The sequence below is a fragment of the Curtobacterium sp. UNCCL17 genome (assembly GCF_000686685.1).
Lineage (GTDB): Bacteria > Actinomycetota > Actinomycetes > Actinomycetales > Microbacteriaceae > Curtobacterium > Curtobacterium flaccumfaciens.
Genome location: NZ_KK366002.1, coordinates 474,723 through 490,319, shown reverse-complemented (window position 1 = coordinate 490,319; position 15,597 = coordinate 474,723). Strand labels below are relative to the sequence as shown.

General features: G+C 64.2%; 14 protein-coding genes and 1 pseudogene. 12 read left to right on the top strand and 3 right to left on the bottom strand.

The genetic code is table 11. From position 1 onward, the window contains the following. Positions 1-103 precede the first annotated feature (103 nt). The 7 genes and pseudogenes from BR70_RS0116210 to BR70_RS23785 all read left to right on the top strand — a co-directional run. Positions 104-1,543 carry a CCA tRNA nucleotidyltransferase gene (locus BR70_RS0116210; protein WP_027466904.1) on the top strand — a complete coding sequence of 480 codons (1,440 nt, stop codon included), beginning with the start codon at positions 104-106 and terminating at the stop codon, positions 1,541-1,543. 191 nt (positions 1,544-1,734) lie between these two features. Next, a complete protein-coding gene (gene rpsF / locus BR70_RS0116205) occupies positions 1,735-2,118 on the top strand; it encodes a 30S ribosomal protein S6 (RefSeq protein ID WP_027466903.1) in 384 nt (127 codons plus the stop codon). A 3-nt stretch (positions 2,119-2,121) separates the two neighbouring features. Further along, positions 2,122-2,691: a single-stranded DNA-binding protein gene (locus BR70_RS0116200; RefSeq protein ID WP_027466902.1), complete on the top strand. Its 570-nt coding sequence runs from the start codon at positions 2,122-2,124 to the stop codon at positions 2,689-2,691. A gap of 50 nt (positions 2,692-2,741) precedes the next feature. Further along, complete coding sequence (gene rpsR / locus BR70_RS0116195) at positions 2,742-2,999, top strand: 30S ribosomal protein S18 (RefSeq protein ID WP_017887834.1); 258 nt, start codon at positions 2,742-2,744, stop codon at positions 2,997-2,999. A gap of 14 nt (positions 3,000-3,013) precedes the next feature. Beyond that, on the top strand, positions 3,014-3,466 hold the full coding sequence (rplI, locus tag BR70_RS0116190; protein WP_027466901.1) for a 50S ribosomal protein L9: 453 nt from the start codon (positions 3,014-3,016) through the stop codon (positions 3,464-3,466). A 568-nt stretch (positions 3,467-4,034) separates the two neighbouring features. Next, a complete protein-coding gene (gene dnaB, locus BR70_RS0116185; RefSeq protein WP_027466900.1) occupies positions 4,035-5,399 on the top strand; it encodes a replicative DNA helicase in 1,365 nt (454 codons plus the stop codon). 155 nt (positions 5,400-5,554) lie between these two features. Further along, positions 5,555-5,912 (top strand): annotated as a pseudogene (locus BR70_RS23785) (transposase); the annotation flags it as partial. 200 nt (positions 5,913-6,112) lie between these two features. Here the strand turns inward: BR70_RS23785 and BR70_RS21435 are convergent. Continuing rightward, on the bottom strand, positions 6,113-7,147 hold the full coding sequence (locus tag BR70_RS21435) for an HIRAN domain-containing protein (RefSeq protein WP_155896910.1): 1,035 nt from the start codon (positions 7,145-7,147) through the stop codon (positions 6,113-6,115). A gap of 286 nt (positions 7,148-7,433) precedes the next feature. Here BR70_RS21435 and BR70_RS22595 point away from each other — a divergent pair, with 286 nt between their 5' ends. Continuing rightward, positions 7,434-7,832 (top strand): excisionase family DNA-binding protein, encoded by a 399-nt coding sequence (locus tag BR70_RS22595; RefSeq protein ID WP_051597028.1) that lies wholly within the window; start codon positions 7,434-7,436, stop codon positions 7,830-7,832. A 43-nt stretch (positions 7,833-7,875) separates the two neighbouring features. Beyond that, the gene (locus BR70_RS21425; protein WP_035809306.1) at positions 7,876-8,946 is read left to right on the top strand and encodes a DUF3039 domain-containing protein; all 1,071 of its coding nucleotides are present in this window, start codon (positions 7,876-7,878) and stop codon (positions 8,944-8,946) included. Between the two features lie 277 nt (positions 8,947-9,223). On the opposite strand, the gene BR70_RS22945 is transcribed toward BR70_RS21425, so the two are convergent. Then, positions 9,224-11,266 carry a P-loop NTPase fold protein gene (locus BR70_RS22945; protein ID WP_197019660.1) on the bottom strand — a complete coding sequence of 681 codons (2,043 nt, stop codon included), beginning with the start codon at positions 11,264-11,266 and terminating at the stop codon, positions 9,224-9,226. A gap of 116 nt (positions 11,267-11,382) precedes the next feature. Here BR70_RS22945 and BR70_RS23395 point away from each other — a divergent pair, with 116 nt between their 5' ends. Continuing rightward, entirely contained in the window at positions 11,383-11,811 is a 429-nt protein-coding gene (locus BR70_RS23395) for a hypothetical protein (RefSeq protein ID WP_155896909.1), read from the top strand. A 406-nt stretch (positions 11,812-12,217) separates the two neighbouring features. Here BR70_RS23395 and BR70_RS0116160 read toward each other — a convergent pair whose 3' ends face one another. After that, the gene (locus tag BR70_RS0116160) at positions 12,218-12,577 is read right to left on the bottom strand and encodes a hypothetical protein (protein WP_027466898.1); all 360 of its coding nucleotides are present in this window, start codon (positions 12,575-12,577) and stop codon (positions 12,218-12,220) included. Between the two features lie 219 nt (positions 12,578-12,796). On the opposite strand from BR70_RS0116160, the gene BR70_RS0116155 reads away from it, so the two are divergent. Both BR70_RS0116155 and BR70_RS0116150 read left to right on the top strand, forming a co-directional pair. After that, entirely contained in the window at positions 12,797-14,530 is a 1,734-nt protein-coding gene (locus BR70_RS0116155; RefSeq protein ID WP_155896908.1) for an AIPR family protein, read from the top strand. A gap of 74 nt (positions 14,531-14,604) precedes the next feature. Further along, a complete protein-coding gene (locus BR70_RS0116150) occupies positions 14,605-15,549 on the top strand; it encodes a hypothetical protein (protein ID WP_027466896.1) in 945 nt (314 codons plus the stop codon). The last annotated feature ends 48 nt before the right edge of the window (positions 15,550-15,597 follow it).

The following is a 15,597-nucleotide window of genomic DNA, read 5'->3' as shown; positions in this document are numbered from 1 at the left end:
TTCGGGCCGAGCACGAGTGTATGAGGCGCGACCATGAACAGGTCCCGTGCGCGCGCGGCTTGTGGAGAACTCGGGGCCTCGATCTGGGAGGATGAGCACCGTCATGCAGTCCGTTGCCCAGGCCGTCGAACGACTCGACGCACTCGCCACCACCGAGCCCGTCGACCTCCTCGCTCGGGCCTTCGCCGACGCCGGACACGAACTCGCCCTCGTCGGCGGCCCCGTCCGTGACGCGTTCCTCGGCCGTCCGGTGACCGATCTGGACTTCACCACCGACGCCCGGCCGGACGACATCCTGCGGATCGTCGAGCCCATCGCGAGTGCCACGTGGGACGTCGGTCGCCAGTTCGGCACCATCGCCGCACGGGTCGCCGGTGAGCAGGTCGAGATCACCACGTACCGCAGCGACGTCTACGACGGCGAGACCCGCAAGCCCGAGGTCGCGTTCGGCGACACCATCGAGGACGACCTGCTCCGTCGCGACTTCACCGTCAACGCGATGGCCCTGCGGCTGCCGGCCCGCGAGCTCGTCGACGTGCACGGCGGCGTCGAGGACCTGCTCGCCGCACGGCTCCGGACGCCCCAGACCGCGGTCGTCTCGTTCCGCGACGACCCGCTGCGGATGATGCGCGCCGCACGGTTCACCTCCCAGCTCGGCTTCACCGTCGACGACGACGTGCGGGCCGCGATGCAGGAGCTCGTCGCGTCGATCGACATCGTGTCCGCCGAGCGGGTCCGCGACGAGCTCGTCAAGCTGCTCAACACGGACGATCCGGTCCCCGGCCTCCGGCTGCTCGTCGACACCGGACTCGCCGAGCGGTTCCTGCCGGAGCTGCCCGAGATGCGGCTCGAGGTGGACGAGCACCACCACCACAAGGACGTCTACGAGCACTCGCTCACCGTGCTCGAGCAGGCCATCGGGTACGAGGCCGAGCGGCACGCCGGGGATCCCCCGGACACCGTGCTGCGGCTCGCGGCGCTGCTGCACGACATCGGCAAGCCCGCGACGCGCAAGCTCGAGCCCGGCGGCGCCGTGAGCTTCCACCACCACGACCTGGTCGGTTCGAAGATGGCGAAGAAGCGACTCCGTGCGCTCCGCTTCGACAACGACACCATCGCCGCGGTGTCCCGCCTGATCGAGCTGCACCTGCGCTTCTTCGGGTACACCGAGGGCGCCTGGACCGACTCCGCCGTCCGCCGCTACGTCCGTGACGCCGGACCCCAGCTCGAACGGCTGCACGAGCTCACCCGTTCGGACGTCACCACCCGCAACCGCCGCAAGGCCGACCGGCTGGCGTTCGCCTACGACGACCTCGAGGACCGCATCAAGACCCTCTCCGAGCAGGAGGAACTGGAGTCGATCCGTCCGGACCTGACCGGCGACGACATCATGCGGATCCTCGACATCCCGCCGGGGCGTGCCGTGGGCGAGGCCTACCGGTTCCTGCTCGAGGCCCGGATGGACGAAGGACCCCTCGGGCCGGAGACGGCCGAGGAGCGCCTGCGCGAGTGGTGGAGCGCCCGAGGCGACGCCACCGCCTGAGACACCGGCGCCTGGGACGCGACCGCCTGACGGGCGGGACCGTTCTCCACAGGCCGGTGGCGCGCCTCCAGGCAGTCCGGTAGGCTACCCAGGTTGCCCCTCGCGCACCTGCGTGGTCTGGGGCACATGCATCAACCCTCCTGCCCCGGGAACCGCCCGGGGCCGCTGAGACCAGAGGAGGTGGGTTCCGCATGCACCAGTACGAACTGATGGCGATCCTCGACCCCGAGATCGATGAGCGCACCGTCGCTCCCAGCCTGGACAAGTTCCTGGCCGTGATCCGCAACGCGGGTGGCACCGTCGACAACGTGGACGTCTGGGGCCGTCGCCGGCTCGCTTACGAGATCGCGAAGAAGTCCGAGGGCATCTACGCCGTCGTCGACTTCACGTCGTCGCCCGAGGCCGCCAAGGAGCTCGACCGTCAGCTCGGTCTCTCCGAGGCCGTGCTCCGCACGAAGGTCCTCCGCGCTGAAGAGGGCATCGCGCAGGTCGCCGCCCAGAAGCAGCGTGACGAGGCTCGCGCGGCCCGCAAGGCCGCCAACGCCTCCGCAACCGCGACCGCGAGCGCCGAGTAACCCGTGGCCGGCGAAACCGTCATCACGGTGGTGGGCAACCTCACCGCGGACCCCGAGCTGCGGTACACGCAGAACGGGCTCGCCGTGGCGAACTTCACCATCGCGTCGACCCCTCGCACGTTCGACCGTCAGGCGAACGAGTGGAAGGACGGCGATGCGCTGTTCCTCCGCGCGAGTGTGTGGCGCGAGTTCGCCGAGCACGTGGCGGGGTCGCTGACGAAGGGCTCGCGCGTCATCGCGCAGGGTCGTCTGCGTCAGCGTTCCTACCAGGACCGTGAGGGCCAGCAGCGCACGAGCATCGAGCTCGAGGTCGACGAGATCGGCCCGTCGCTCCGCTACGCGACCGCACAGATCACCCGTGCAGCGGGTGGCAGTGGCGGCGGTCGTGGCCAGGTCGGCGGCGGCGCCAGCGCCCCCGCGGGCAACGGCGGCGGCAACTGGAACAACAACGGTGGCGGTCAGTCGGACGCGCCCTGGTCTCCCCAGGGTGGCCAGCAGGGTGGCGGCAACGCACAGTCGAACGACGTGTGGAGCACCCCCGGCGGCAACTTCGACGACGAGACCCCGTTCTGATCCTCAGCGTTCCGACGGACACACAACTTTTCTTCTAAGGACAAATCACTATGGCTGGAAAGAGCACCGGCGACCGCCGGAAGCCTCGCGGCAAGGGCGGCAAGAACGCTGCTCCCGCGAAGTCGATCAAGGTCGGCGTCATCGACTACAAGGACGTTGCGACCCTTCGCAAGTTCATCTCGGAGCGTGGAAAGATCCGCGCCCGTCGCATCACCGGCGTCTCCGTCCAGGAGCAGCGCCTCATCGCCCGTGCCGTGAAGAACGCCCGTGAGATGGCGCTCCTCCCCTACGCCGGCTCCGGCCGCTGATCGGAGGTCGACACATGTCGAAGCTCATCCTCACCCACGAGGTCTCCGGCCTCGGTTCCGCTGGTGACGTCGTCGACGTCAAGAACGGCTACGCCCGCAACTACCTCATCCCCCAGGGCTTCGCTGTCGCGTGGTCCAAGGGCGGCGAGAAGCAGGTCGAGTCGATCCGTGCCGCGCGTACCGCGCGCGAGCTCGCCACCATCGAAGAGGCACAGGACCTCAAGATGAAGCTCGAGAACGCGACCATCACCCTGTCGGTCAAGGCCGGCAAGGACGGTCGTCTGTTCGGCTCCGTCCGTCCGGGCGACGTCGCTGACGCCGTCCAGGCGCAGGGCGTCGGCTCGCTCGACAAGCGCAAGGTCGAGGTCCCCGCGACCATCAAGACCGTCGGTGACCACGAGGCCACCGTGCGCCTGCGCGAGGACATCACTGCCGTGATCTCGCTCAAGGTCGTCGCTGCCAAGTAGCACTGACGTTCCGCTCCACGACGGGCGGGTCTCCTCCGGGAGGCCCGCCCGTCGTTGCGTTCCGGGGGCGGTCGCGCGGCTTGTCCTACGGCTGTCGCCGACATGGTCACGGGCCTGGAGGCGCGGCTCGACTCGGGCTGGCTGGTTACGGTTCAGACGGGGTCACGCTGGCTGGGAACAGGCCGAGAACTCTTCCCACAGGAGGGGTGCTTGTCAAGTCGTTTTACACAGTGGAAACGTGTCAAATCGGAACCTTCAAGGGGTACTTTAACCCCACTTTTCCACACACGGTGTGCAACAGAAAACCCCAGGTCAAGTGGTCGAAAGTGTGTTCGCACGCCACTTTTTCCACAGGCTCGTCCACAGTTCTCCACACAGCGTTCCGGCGTGTTCCGCAGCCTCTCCACAGAGTTATCCACAGGGCCGTTTGTTGGGGATAACTCTGGGGCCGTAGCTTGGGCGAGCGACTCGGGGATGTCGGTCGCCGGGGGTAGAAACAGGGGTGCGGGTCCGGCCGGTGGGTGCTGTCCCGCCGGTTCAGGTCCGTGTCGTCAACAGAGGAGAGCGTGTGTCGATCGCACATCTTGAGCCCGCACCGCAGGACTACGCGGACCGCGGCATGGAACGCACCCCGCCGCACGACATGCTCGCGGAGCAGTCGACCATCGGTGGCATGCTCCTGTCGAAGGACGCCGTCGCCGACGTGATCGAGACCGCCCGCGGTGTGGACTTCTACGTCCCCAAGCACGAGGTCATCTTCGACGCGATCCTGTCGCTCTACTCGCACGGTGAACCGACCGACGTCATCGCCGTCACCGACGAGCTGACCAAGACCGGTCTGCTGTCCCGTGCCGGCGGCGCCGAGTACCTGCACAGCGTCACGAGCATGGTGCCGACCGCCGCGAACGCCGGCTACTACGCCGGCATCGTCGCCGAGAAGGCCGTGCTCCGTCGTCTGGTCGACGCCGGCACCCGCATCGTGCAGATGGGTTACGCGTCGGAGGGTGAGGTCACCGACCTCGTCAACAGCGCGCAGGCCGAGGTCTACAACGTCGCCGGTGGTGTGCAGACCGAGGACTACGTCCCGCTGACCGACGCCATCTCCGCCGCGCTCGACGAGATCGAGGCCGCCAAGGGCCGCGACGGCCAGATGACGGGCGTGCCGACCGGGTTCGCGCAGCTCGACGGCCTGACCAACGGCTTCCACCCCGGGCAGCTCATCATCGTCGCCGCGCGCCCCGCACTGGGCAAGTCAACGCTGGCGCTCGACCTGTGCCGCGCCGCCGCGATCAAGCACGACCAGACTGCCGCCTTCTTCTCGCTCGAGATGGGTCGCGCCGAGATCGCGATGCGTCTGCTGTCCGCCGAGACCAGCGTGCCGCTGCAGAACATGCGCAAGGGCACCGTGGACTCCCGCGACTGGACCACCATCGCCCAGACCCGTGGTCGCATCAACGACGCCCCGTTCTTCATCGACGACTCCCCCAACATGACGCTCGTCGAGATCCGCGCCAAGTGCCGTCGACTCAAGCAGCAGCACAACCTGAAGCTCGTGGTCATCGACTACCTGCAGCTGATGACCTCGGGCAAGAAGGTCGAGAGCCGCCAGCAAGAGGTCTCCGAGTTCTCGCGTGCCCTGAAGCTGATGGCCAAGGAGCTCCAGGTGCCCGTCATCGCCCTGTCGCAGCTGAACCGTGGTCCGGAGCAGCGTGCCGACAAGAAGCCGGCGATCTCCGACCTCCGTGAGTCCGGCTCCATCGAGCAGGACGCCGACATGGTCATCCTGCTGCACCGTGAGTCGGCGTACGAGAAGGACAACCCGCGTCAGGGTGAGGCGGACCTGATCGTGGCGAAGCACCGTAACGGACCGACGGACACCATCACCGTGGCGTTCCACGGGATGTTCTCGCGGTTCGTCGACATGCCGCAGTAGGGGGTTTTGTGCGCGCAGCTTCAAAGTGTCGCCTGAGCGCGCAAAGTGTCGCTTTGTGGCGGAGCGACAGTTTGTATGCGCACGCGACGCTTCGACGGCAGGGTGACGAAATCTGCGCCGGTCAGCACATGTACCGGAGGGGTGCTCTCTGGATCTGGCCGCTGTCGGTGGACTCGGCGATTGCTCGCGCGCATCACACTCGACGAACATCACGCGCACCACAGGGAGATGCATCGGAGCGCACGAAGGCGTCGAGCCGCCTGGCATGGGTTCGGGGGCTCTCGCGGAGCCTTGTCGACCAAGGCCCACCAGCTCGTTGACGGTAGCGGGCTACCGCTGGTGACGACGATCACGCCCGGTCAATCCGGGGACTCCCCGATGGTGATCCCGCTGCTCGGGGCACTCCGCGGCAGTCGTCCGGTTGGCCGACCACGCACCCGACTCGGACGACTCCGCGGCGACAAGGCGTACTCGTCCCGTGCAATCCGGACGCATTGGCGCAGCCGAGGCATGGATTACAGGCGCCTCTCACTAGTGATGGCGCTGGTTGACCGCGGAGGAGGGCGACCGGTCCGGGTACTTCGGGCCGATACTCGCGTGGCACAACTACCCGGAGGAAGCGGAGATCGCCGACTGCAACTGCAGTCATATCGGCGCCCCGGGGGGATCTCGACGCATGGATTCCGAAACGCTGCGAACCTCCTGCGGCCTGTTCAGCTGAGGAGCTGATGGATTGTGGTGACGAAGCCACCGCCCACGCCGAGAAGCCCGACCGCGACGACGGCGCATCCCGACTTCGCCGCCGCAGCCCCTTGCTTCTTTGCTTGCCCACGTGCAGCAGCTGGCGCGGACTTCGATGACGACTTCGGCCGTTCTGTGAGTGCGGGACGAGCGGGCCCGTTGTACGCGGGCGGGACCTGGTAGTGGCGTGCCGCGGGGACGAGCCGAGGCACGGTGACGGGGGCACCGTTCAAGTACGCATTGTCCACTTCGCTGGCCTTCGCGGCCTGCAAAACAACCTCCGCAGCGAGAGCTGAACCCTTCACATGAGCCCACGCAGCGACGGTGATGCCCTTCTCTCTGTGGTGGTCGACGAGGGCGAAGTAGTGCTTGGATGACTGCGCACTCAACTCACCAACCCGCTGGCCTTCCACTCGAACCTCAACGAACTCACGCTGCCCGCCCCGTGCCTTCTCCTCGGATCTACGGTGCAGCGTCACGATGAGGAGTGACCGGTCGGATCGGCCTGCGAACGGTGCCAGAACATCGAAGTGCTTGTCCTCACCTGTGACCTGCAACCCAGCGCCCCAGGGCAGAACCGAGTATGGCTCGCTAGGTGCATCATTGAGCGGCAGGATCAGATGGGGCTCGGGCAACGCAACACGGACGTTCGAGTTGAAGCGCGTGCCCGTTCCTTCCCAGTTGTCGCGGATGACGCCCCACACGCGGGTCCGAACGACGGCGGTGACCCCGGACGCGGCGAGCCGATGCAGAACCGGCGCGAATGCTCGGGCGTCATCTCGAGTCAGGTAGCCGACCACGCCGCCATTGATCCGCACGCTGACGGCGTTCAGATCGTATGGGTTGTCGGGCTCCGGAACGAGCGAGGCTTCCGTCAGCACCTCCCTGTCCTGGTCCTTCGCAAGACGACCGAGCAGAGCCCGGATGGTGGCTTCGTAGTTCGACTCACCGGCCACTTCGAAGTTCGGCCAGGTGGCGTTAGGGACGGAATAGGTAGTCGTAGTCACAGTGTCAACTTAGTGAGTGAAGCCCACGACTTGGCAGTCCCCCGTTCAGTGGGCTGTGGTCGCAGCGCGGGAGGTGCACACCCCCGCAAGTTGCTATAACGGCACCGAAGCTGACGGTGTTCAGTCCGAGTCGGTAGCCGCGCGACAAGGGTGTGACCAGCCCGCTTTGTGCGACTCGCCGCGACAGTTGCACCGCAGTGTTACTTCTGTGACACTTGAACCACTGCGGTGTAGCGTCCTCCCCAAGCTCCCGCATCTGCCTCACTGCGAACTACTCGAAGGCATCATGACTGCTACCACTCTCAGTGCATCCGCCGTACCCGAAAGCGAACTGACCAAGCTGGACTCCCTTCAGCGATCGCTCCCGGAGAAGTCCCCGCTGCGCTTCGCACTCGCCAAGATGACGGAAGACCTTCGTCAGGGTACGGATGTCATTCTCGCGCGCCAGGACGAACTGGTGAGTACCACTGACGCCGCCAAGGTCCTCGGGGTCAGCCGCCCGCACCTCTATAAGATCCTCGACTCTGGCGCGATCGATTACACACCCGCCGGCAGCCACCGTCGCATCAGACTTGGTGACCTGCATGCCTACCTTGCGAGGACCGACCAGATCCGCAAGGCCGACGCTCTCTATATCGCGAACCGCGGTACCGGCAACGCGCCACTGATCGACCTCATCGACTGAGCAGTCCTCGTCGAACGTCGCCTTCCTCGCTTAGGCTGCTGACGTGCCACCCGAGCGATACGTCACCCTCCGCTGCCTCACGGACGACCTCATGTCGGACTGGGACGACGCAGGGCACATGCGAGCCGTCACCCAACTGCGCGATGTCGCCGAATCAGTGGCAGCAGGCACGGGCACGGACGGGCAACTCGCGGGGCTGCTCGGCGAACTGCCGCCGCTGGCGAAGCTCAGTCATCCGATCATCCGACACTTCGACGAGTCTTTTGCAGGAAGCCCGGATGCTCGTGAGAGCATCACCGGGCTAAAGAATCCGCACTGGTGGAAGCAGAAGACCGGACGGTGGCGGGGAGCGGCGACCGACCACGTGTCGGTTGGCGATGATGAGGCTTGGCTGTGCGCGGCCGGCATCCGTGCCGCTGGCGAAAAGACTCGTGACTTCTATCAAGTGTTCATGGCCGCCATCGGGCGGGGAACCTCCTTCATCCCCACCGACGCTGACCGCGCGGTTCAACGAGTCACGGCGAAGCTCGACGTCACCAGCGCCTGGCTGCTCCAGATCCGCACAGCGGTCCTGGTGCAGGTCCACGCCGCCCACCAACACGGAGCTACGAACGAACCAATCGAGATCCCGATTCCCTCGACGAAGCTGAAGACTTCGCCCCTTGCGTCGATCGTCGTTCACCTCGACATCCTCGAAGAGGGCGAAGATCGGATCGTTGAATGCTCAGTTGTCATCTCCCCCCAGGATCACTCCCGTCAAGACCTCCTCACCGAACTCGCTGTGCAAGCACGAGCCGTACTTGCATCCGATGCTGACCGGTGGCGCGTGAGCCCGCTTCAGAACAGCGAGCTGCTCTATTCGGCCGATATCGATCAGGCCACCCTCGACCTTGCCGCACGAGTCGCGGGCGGCGAGCCAGTCTTACCGGACCCTGCGAGCGATCTCCGCATCGGCACGGTGGCCCACTATTCGAAGAAGAACAGCCTAACCGAAGCCACAGTTGAGGGACGCGCAGTTCCGGCGCTGTGTGGATACTGGTTCGTGCCCATCAACGACTTCGTAGACCTAAAGGTCTGCCCCACGTGCGCCACAGCACACGCGGAGCTCTCCTAGCCAAGGCTGACGCAAGGGCCGAATCAGGCACCCGGCCATTAACGGCGAGGGCCACGAAACTCAAATCTGCACCCTCGCCGTGAGTTCCTGACGGGCCCCAGAAGCCAGAATCGCGCCACCAGTTGACTCCCCAAGCCAAATTTGCTGACCGCCGCGACAGCACAAACCGAACGTCTGCTCGAATTGGGATTGAGAGGGAGTCAGTGATGTCAGACGCATCTACTGCGACCAGGTTCAGGCCCGCCGGACGTGCGTAGCCGATCAGCGGGTACGACGCCTAGACAAGCATCTCCGCAACTCGCCGTATCGCGTAATCCCTACGCTCCCCAGGCGACAAGTTTGGCGCTTCTCGATCATCCGTCTCGTAATTGAGTGGGCCAGCGAATGGCGGCAGATCGGCGGAACTAAATCTCGTTAGGGCATCGCCAATAGCAAACCTGAACTCGTTGGCGTAAAACGCCACTTCATAATGAATACCAGAACCGACCCACCGGTTGTAATTGACAAACAGATCAGCAAGTCGCACTAGATCATCGGCGCTGTGGACCGAATGCCCGAGAAATCCGTAATGCTTTTCCTCATCAAAGGAGTGCGCAAAGGCTGTCATCACAGCCACTTCATCTGCGTCAGAAACCGCATCCACCCCGTGGTCTGCAAGCTTCTTTACCCAGGCTGAGATGGCGTTGTCATACGGCGCGCGAACATCTTCGAAGGTCGTCCCGGAACGCCTTCGCGCAGCGTAGCCGGCACGAACCAACTGACGATATCCGAACTGATCAATAAACACAGGTGTTGTTACCACTTCGGACTGAATAGCCAGCTCCGCCTCAGGGGCCAGCCAGCGATTAAGGGCAGATATTCTATAGTCCGAATTACCGTCCACCGCAGACAACTCCGCATGCAGGTCCCAGAGAAATAGCATCATCGAACGCGTGGTGGTTGTTGCGTCCTTCCTCGCGTTTGCTGCCAGCTCGATCGCCAGCGCTCCTCGCTCGCCGTTCGCCCCCACCATGATCGCCTTCAGGCGATCCAACTCTGAAGTCTCGTGCTCATCCGACAGCAACTCGGATAGGGCAGCGTCAACCAGTCGCTCACTGACGTCGGCATCAGTGAGTGCAACCACGAAATAGCGATAGAAGTAGCGCTCGTTGTAAAGTCGCCACTTTCTTCCCGCATTTTCCGCTGCGCTTGAATGCACGAACAAGAACCGAAGCACCTGACTCACGGCCGCAATTTGTTCACGCGCGACGTAGTGCGACAAGTGCTCCATTCGAGGGTCCGGAAGATCGCCCGAATCGCTATCGATCCATCCAAGATAACGGTCAGGCCGGGTACGGACGTCGTCCCAGACCGCATGCTGGTTCAGGCGCAACCACGTCAAGGCAATGAAGTCGAGTACATCGATCTCCGCATCCGCGAACAGTGACGCAAGCCCGTCAAGCTGCTCACCAAGCCGACGAGCGCTCCTGGGTGTTTCGATTCCTTCTGCGAGGAGTCTGATCAGATCCTCTTTCTGCTCGGCGTATTCGAACTCGTTGATGTCACTCGCCACCGCTACAGTGTGCGCGTCCACGATTGCGCGACACCAACCTCGACGTGTCACCATCGGTACGGGCGGGACTTCGAACGGATGCTGAACGATTTTCTCCATGAACTCGGAGTTGGCACCGTTGGTATTTTCTGCCGTAAGTTTCTTATCTATGGTCATCTGGTCGTAAGCCAAGAGGTAATGTACGTTTTGGAATCGACCGAGAAGTCTCACCACGCGTAGCACTGCCTTGAGTTCTTCATAATCGAGGCGGTCTACGTCGTCGACGATTACAAGAACTCGCTTGTTCTGGCGTGCGACTTCGTCACTGATTGTCTTGAACGCGACATGCCACGCGGGCTGATTGGCCGCATACGTTAACGCCGCGTCAGCGATTTTTGCTACAGCAGCACCGGCGATCGGAATCGCACTCAATGCGGGGGTACCGAAACGGAGATACCCGGCAAGTGCCCTACGCAAGCTTTTTCCCTTCTTACCTGGGAATGCCCCTGACAGTGTGGCGATAAATTCACCTGTTATAGAGGTCACATCACCCGACGCCCATGGGCTGAAATCCACTACCGTCCATGCCTTGTCGTAGAGGTGACTCCGAACCTCTGCAAGCAAAGTGCTTTTGCCGGTACCCCATGCGCCAACAAGACCGAAAACAGCCGAATTCTGGTTTGGCCCCACCTGGTTTACCCGCTCGGCCAATACGAGAGCGAAGTCAGATCGGCCCGGAATGTCAGAGGCGTCGAGTGCATCGTCGTTCCAGATTGTGGCGCTAGGCATGATTACATCTAAGCGCATAGCGGCACTGAGCGAAATGCTCTCCCTGGAAGGGAGCCGCGGAATTCGTTCCAGACGCGCCTTCGCCCGCCCGGCCACCCGGGTGACCGACGATGGGTATGAGTGATATGGACGACTTGGGGGGGGGGGGGGACTGCGCTGCCGCGGTCAGGGGCGGCCTGACGGCGGCAGCGGTCGTCGTCCACAAGGTCGAACGGAAACCAGGCCGGGTACCGGCCCTTGAAGTCGGCCGCTATTCTGCCGGTACGGCGGAGGATCGGGCTCGGCTGGTAGCTGGCGGCTGCGTTGTAGATGGCACTGCCGTCGTCCCAGGTCATGTGCGGACCGACGTGTCGGGTCGCGGCCGGCAGTTCGAGGTGCACGTCTGTTTCCTCGACAGCGACGACGCGGGCTTTTGGTACGCTCCAGGACACACCGCGTCCGCTGAAGTCTTGGTCTTCCTCTACTGCACCGATGGGCTCAACCCCGAAGAGGGAAGCGCGCTCGTAGACGATGCCGGTGGTCTGGTCGACGACCTGGTGTCTTGATGCGTAGGCGCGTGCCAAGCATTGCCGCGCACACCTCCGGGTCGAGTGGCCAAGCCGTCCTGGCCAAGGAGTGAGACGGGCTGAGTAAGCCGGACTTCATCGAGAGGCTCACGCGCGAGGCGACGCAGATGTTCGCTGACTTTTCGAACCTTTCGAGTAGCTGAGGCGTGCTTTCGATTGGGCTTGACTGGCACCGGGGATATTGGTGGGTTGACCCGCTTCCGGGCACTCTCGGACGACCAGTTCGCGGAGCGCTGATCTGCTGCCCGGTCGCCGCGGGTCGGAAGGGGCAACCGTTAGCGGACTCCGCCATCTATAAGACACGCCATAGCCATAGCCATAGCCATAGCCATAGCCATAGCCATAGCAGACGCGGCGCACGCAGGCTGTAGCGGCCGATGTCCGGTCACGACGCATCGTGGTGGTCTGTCGAGATTTGCGCGCGCAGACTGAGTTCGAGCTTGCGGGGGTTGCTGAATACGAATGGGGACATGGGGAGCCGCGTCTCGACCTGCAATGTGCCGGGACCGACCGAGGTCGGTTGAACCGTCTCGAGGCTTCTCGGGTAGACGTCTGCGCCGGAAAACACGTCAGCCAGTTCCGCTTTCACGTCCACTTCGATTCTTGCTCCGAGCAGTTGGGCAGCGCGCTTGGGAGTGCAACTGAGGGTGACACGAACGACAGTTGTGGGGAGGCCCATGACCGCGGTGCGGCCCGTCGCACAGTGAATGAGGGGAACAACTATGAAGAACGAGAAGACGGTCATGGGGCTCGCCGCGGGACTTCTCGTGCTGGGAGGGCAGTTCGCGACGGCCGTTCCCCTGCGAGGCGATCCAGACTCCACGGCTGCGACTAACCCGAGAATGAGGCGAACAGCCGACTACATTACGCTCAAGTGAGGTCGTCATCATCGTTCGGACCCGTCGATACCGGCCTCGAAGCGGAGCGTGCAGTGCCCCAGTCTCAGACACCCGACCAAGCGGTCTTGCAGAGCGCGTTCGACGCCTACAGGGCGCAAGAGATGTCGGACGAGCCGCTGGGCGACGCGTTTGAACATTTCTGTGGGCAGGAACTCACGAAGCAGTTCGGCCTGAGCGCGGGCGAGGTCAAGAAGGGCATCATCGGCGGCAGCCATGACGGCGGCATCGATGGTTTCTACGTGGTGATCAACGAGTCTGAAGTGCTCGACATCGACAGTCCCCTGGTTCTCGGCGACAAGAAGGCCCTACAGTCGCTCGCCCAGAACGCGACCGTCGACGTCGTCGTGATCCAGTCGAAGTGGACCGGATCGTGGCAGAGCGATCCGCTGACACGGATGCGCGACACTCTGGAGAAGACGATCCCGTTCGACTCCGATGAGAAGGCGTTGGAACTGACGCTCAACAGCGCCACGATCGAGCGGACGGGGATCTTCCGGCGCCTCTACGAGAACACGCTCACGAAGTTCGCTCGGTTCCGTTTCCACATCTACTACTCCACCAATGGTCCGGACGAGAACCTCGTCGACAACCACGACGCTGAATCGAAACGCAAGTCGCTCGAGGACGCGGTGAAGAAGCTGCTGCCTGCGAACGCGATCGTCGAGGTGCGACTCCTCGGAGCGAAAGCGATGTGCGAGATCATCGCCACGACGCCGGCGACCACCTCGACGTTGAAGTTCAACGGCCCGTTCATCCGCGACGACAAGTCCTTCGTCGGTCTGGTCACACTGCGCGACTACTTGACCTTCATCCGTCAAGAGGACGGGCAGGAGCTTCGGCCGAACATCTTTGAGTCAAACGTCCGCGACTACGCAGGATCCAAGGTGCAGGTCAACGCCGCGATCCGTGGAACCCTCACCACCGAGGACGGTCCCACGTTCTGGTGGCTGAACAACGGCGTTACGGTGCTTTGCGACGCAGCCCAGGACGCACCCCCTCTGTCCGTGTCGCTGACGAACCCCCTCGTCGTGAACGGGTTGCAGACCTCGAACGTGCTCCATGAGGCGGACCGTGCTGGCGATGTGTCGGACGAGCGGCTGGATCAGGGCCTGCTCGTTCGCATCATCACAAGCGCGGACGAGGCGGTCCGGGACGGGGTCATTGCGTCGACGAACCGGCAGAACAGCATCCAGCCCGCGCAACTGCACGCCACCGAGAAGCAACACCGAGACATCGAGGCGTACTTCGAGACCCAGGGCTGGTACTACGAACGCCGGAAGCACCAGTACCGCGGGACGGGCAAGCACGGCGGCCGGATCGTCGCGATGACCGAACTGTCGCAGTACATGATCGCGATCGCGCTCGCGAGGCCGGATGACGCCCGCGCACGTCCGCAGAGCGTCCTCAACGACGACAAGCTCTACACGACGATCTTCGGCGACGGCGTCGACCGTGACTCCTACCTCGCTGTGGTGAAGGTGATGGCGCAGGCGGACGCGTACCTGCGGTCGGGGGACGCGACAGCGATCTTCGACGACTTCACGAACGCGCGCTTCTACGTCGCCGTCGGCTACGAGATGAAGACCTTGAAGGCGTACGCGGCGGACAAGATCCGGTGGGACGAGAACCACCGCCGGATGCCTGAGGCACCCAACACAGCCCGCTTCGCGTCCGTTCTGACCTCCCTCAAGACCGTGTACGACACGTACCAGGCGGAGAACCCGGAGTCGACCAGGGACCAGGTGTTCAAGGGCAAAGCGCTGAAGACAGCGTTCTTCACGGCGCTCAGCGGGAAATGACCTCGCAAAACGCGGTCACATCCGCGCCTGCCGGTGCCGGGCTTGCTCTGCGCGCTGGCGCCGTCATCGGTGCCATGACCGCCATGATCTGCGGCGGGTTCGTCGTGGCCGCCGTGACAATAAGCTCGGATCGTGAACACCTCGGTGTCACCGTTAACGCGGTCAGCGTTGCCGCGGCGGCGGACTCGTCGTGGCTGATTCCATTGCTGTTCGGGATCGTCCTGGCCGTGTTGGCAGTGACCGCGGGACAGAGCTTCACGGGCGTCGCCGCGGCACAGGCGGACGTCAATCGCCGCCGTTTGGCTGTCTTGTGTTGGGTCGTCGCGGGGATCGGGGTCGCTGACGCGGGGCTCGTGCTCAGCGGTGGCGGACGGGCTCACGCATGGGCGGTCGTCGTCTCGGTGACGCTCCTCGTTGTCGCGGCGCTTTGGGTCGGGACGGTCGTGTTCGGGCCGCCGGAGCAGCAGCTCCGTGTTCTGAGCCACACCCTCGATGACCTGTACGCGTCGATGGACGCTCTGCCGATGTCGGCGTTGCGCCCGCGTCCGATCCGCCTCTTGCTCCGAGCGGCGTCCTTCCTGGGGCTGTTCTCGATGGCGGTCTCGGTGGGTGTCGCCGTGTGGGTGGGTACAGGTGTGCCGTGGGTTGTGGCTTCACTCGCGTTGGCGGCGCCGTCGGCAGCCGCTGGCGGCGTGCAGGCCGCCCTGTGCGCCTACCTTCGCGACGCGCCCAAGCGCTCATGGGCAGGGATCGTGCCGGCATGGGTATACCTCGTGGCTGCCTCCGCCTCGCCCGTGGGCCTCGCCGTGTCAGGGTCACTTCCGCGAGGAGCCGCACTGGTCGTGGCCTCGGCGTACATCACACCAATGCTCGTCGCGGTCGCGACTCCGCGGTCGGTTCGGTGGAGCGTTCGAGCGGCGGTGGATGCGATTCGTGCAGACTTCCTGATCAGGCGGTCGCGCGCGGTCCGAGACGAGCAGCGGCGACTTCGAGCGCTGCTGGCGGTGGTGAGCAGCTGATGCCGGCGGTTGATTCCGCGGACATGACGCATCGACATGGCCATGAGA

Bases quoted from the DNA above. Each gene is read 5' to 3' on its own strand.
- rpsF (WP_027466903.1), top strand. From the start codon at position 1,735: ATGCACCAGTACGAACTGATGGCGATCCTCGACCCCGAGATCGATGAG.
- BR70_RS0116160 (WP_027466898.1), bottom strand. From the start codon at position 12,577: ATGACCGTCTTCTCGTTCTTCATAGTTGTTCCCCTCATTCACTGTGCG.
- BR70_RS0116210 (WP_027466904.1), top strand. From the start codon at position 104: ATGCAGTCCGTTGCCCAGGCCGTCGAACGACTCGACGCACTCGCCACC.
- rpsR (WP_017887834.1), top strand. From the start codon at position 2,742: ATGGCTGGAAAGAGCACCGGCGACCGCCGGAAGCCTCGCGGCAAGGGC.
- BR70_RS22595 (WP_051597028.1), top strand. From the start codon at position 7,434: ATGACTGCTACCACTCTCAGTGCATCCGCCGTACCCGAAAGCGAACTG.
- BR70_RS23395 (WP_155896909.1), top strand. From the start codon at position 11,383: ATGAGTGATATGGACGACTTGGGGGGGGGGGGGGACTGCGCTGCCGCG.
- rplI (WP_027466901.1), top strand. From the start codon at position 3,014: ATGTCGAAGCTCATCCTCACCCACGAGGTCTCCGGCCTCGGTTCCGCT.
- BR70_RS22945 (WP_197019660.1), bottom strand. From the start codon at position 11,266: ATGCCTAGCGCCACAATCTGGAACGACGATGCACTCGACGCCTCTGAC.
- BR70_RS0116150 (WP_027466896.1), top strand. From the start codon at position 14,605: ATGACCGCCATGATCTGCGGCGGGTTCGTCGTGGCCGCCGTGACAATA.